Origin of the sequence: Dysgonomonas sp. 37-18 (genome assembly GCF_001899125.1) — a bacterium.
In the GTDB taxonomy this organism is placed as follows: Bacteria; Bacteroidota; Bacteroidia; order Bacteroidales; family Dysgonomonadaceae; genus Dysgonomonas.
This window is the reverse complement of the sequence record NZ_MKVC01000008.1, coordinates 189,284-191,597: the sequence shown is the minus strand read 5'-3', so window position 1 is coordinate 191,597 and position 2,314 is coordinate 189,284. Positions and strand designations below refer to the sequence as shown.

The following is a 2,314-nucleotide window of genomic DNA, read 5'->3' as shown; positions in this document are numbered from 1 at the left end:
GCTAAGCACCCAGCGCCATATCATATTACTATGATTGGTTTCCAAGCACTCGCCTCCGAACCGTACGTACACCTTCCGGCGTATACGGCTCTCCACCAAAGTATCAGTCTTTCTTTCCAATATCAGTCAGTTTGTGACAACTTGCACACAGTGCGATAGTTTTTCGACGTCTTGCAATCATGTGTCTTTCCCAAGGTTTCTTATTATCTAAACCTTTGAGTTTTCTCACATGATGCATATGTAATTTTCTATCTGTTGCTCCGCATAACTCACATACATTTGCCTTTAGCCTATCAACCAAACTAGTTGTACTTATGCTAAATGGTGCTGTGAGATTGTCCACCCATGAATGATAATTGGAGTTCTTTCGTTTAAAACCCTCATTGTAAAAGACTCTGATTTTATTTTCACCTTTCTTGTTTTTGAAGTTTACAGTAAACACATTGTATTTCTTATATTTACGACATATCTTTACAACAGATGTCCGATATTTACAAGCAAAAGTTTTATACATACTGTATTCCATAATGTATTTAAAGGCATTCATTACCGAACAGTTATTGGCTATTGAATAATAATTGTAGAGACCTCTAATTTCAGCATTATACCTTTCTAGGATTTCCAGGTCGTCATTGTTGATAAACTGCACACGGGCTTTCGGTTTCCATTGCTCTTTTCCATTGTGTATTTTAATTTCTAATACACCATACTCAAGCAATTTATTCTTCATTACATCCGTAGTTAGTTTTAGATACACTTTCTTATTGAAAGCTCTCCTTATACGACCTGTTTTACTCCTCTTGGTAAGGTTGGACTTGCGAACATAGATTTCATACCCAAGGAATTTTGCAGATTTTTCACTGTGGGTAATTAGTGTTTTTTCGTCCGACAACTCAAGTCTCAATTTGGATTGAAGAAAATTCTTTATGTCCTCCTTGATTCTTATTGCGTCTTCTTTGCTACCAATTATTCCAATCAGAAAATCGTCTGCATACCTTACATATTTCATCCTTCTGTAATCACAATCCATTTCGTCTCCACATGAGATTAAGGATCTTTCCTTGTCAAAAGCCTTGATCTGTTTGATAATGATTTTTCTTTCTTCTTTGTCTATTGTACTTTTTAGTTTCACAACAGCGAGCCTTTTTCCATATTCATATTGAATACGCTCCTTGTTAGTTTTTCGGTTTTCCCCCTTATCGAATTTTCGGATATATTCCATCATGTATTTATCCAACTTGTCTAAATAAATATTAGCTAATATTGGACTTACAATACCACCTTGTGGTGTACCACTATGGGTTTTATGAAATTTCCAATCTTCGATATACCCTGCATTTAGGAACTTCCTTATTAGGCGTATAAATCGCTCATCAGAGATGCGTTCTCTCAAAATACCAATCATGACATCATGATCAATATTATCGAAGAACCCTTTGATATCTCCTTCTACAAACCATTTCGCACCGTTTAATGACTTTTGTATTTGACCTAATGCGGTATGGCAACTTCGTTTAGGTCTGAAACCATAGGAACAATTTTCAAATGCTCCTTCGTAAATGGCTTCAAAAATCATCCTGATTACCTCTTGCACCAGCTTGTCGTCAAAAGCAGGTATTCCTAACGGACGTACTTTACCATTTTTCTTTGGTATGTACGTTCTTCTTGAAGGTTGGGGCTGATAACTCTCGTCTTTCAACGATTGTATCAGTTTCTCAATTCGAGCCAGATTCATTCTGTCAATAGTCTGATTGTCTGAACCTGGTGTCATATTGCCTGGTTTTGCATAAATGCGTTGATAGGCAACATAATACATCTCTTCATTGAACAAAACACGATAGAGCCTCTCATACTTGTAGGTCGAAAGCTTGCTGTGTTTCGAAAGACTGTTTAATACTCTTTCTGAATTTCTCATAATGTCTCTCACATTTTTCGTTAATTGTATTAAAACTACTTTAGCTGCCTCCCTTCGCCATGTGCAGGTCGTTATCCTGCTCGGACTACTACGGAAGCTCCGTTACCACTCCAGATATTCAGGGGCAGACCCCATAGCCTTACAACTGGCATTCTGGTATAGGTAATCCCCGTTTGCAACATAAAGAACTGTGAGACTATACATAGTCTCTGGCACGACAGAGTGTCGGATACGACTTTCATCCTTTACTACATATTCTAGTTGCGCTGTGATTAGTTCTTGCATTTCCTCCTCAAAGACTGGAAGAAGTGAATCACAGTACGACGAGTATAGTTATCTTGACGTCGCAGGTACGCATAATACCGCTTGGATTATCGTTCAATCAATTCAGATTTTATC

Annotated in this window: 2 protein-coding genes; both read right to left on the bottom strand. The window is 37.6% G+C overall.

What is annotated here, in order from left to right; genetic code table 11:
• Positions 1-103: 103 nt before the first annotated feature.
• Entirely contained in the window at positions 104-1,915 is a 1,812-nt protein-coding gene (ltrA, locus tag BGO84_RS03705; RefSeq protein ID WP_291027759.1) for a group II intron reverse transcriptase/maturase, read from the bottom strand.
• A 102-nt stretch (positions 1,916-2,017) separates the two neighbouring features.
• A complete protein-coding gene (locus BGO84_RS03700) occupies positions 2,018-2,200 on the bottom strand; it encodes a hypothetical protein (protein ID WP_291027757.1) in 183 nt (60 codons plus the stop codon).
• Positions 2,201-2,314 lie beyond the last annotated feature (114 nt).

Coding starts and splice junctions, on each gene's coding strand:
- ltrA (WP_291027759.1), bottom strand. CDS start 1,915: ATGAGAAATTCAGAAAGAGTATTAAACAGTCTTTCGAAACACAGCAAG.
- BGO84_RS03700 (WP_291027757.1), bottom strand. CDS start 2,200: ATGCAAGAACTAATCACAGCGCAACTAGAATATGTAGTAAAGGATGAA.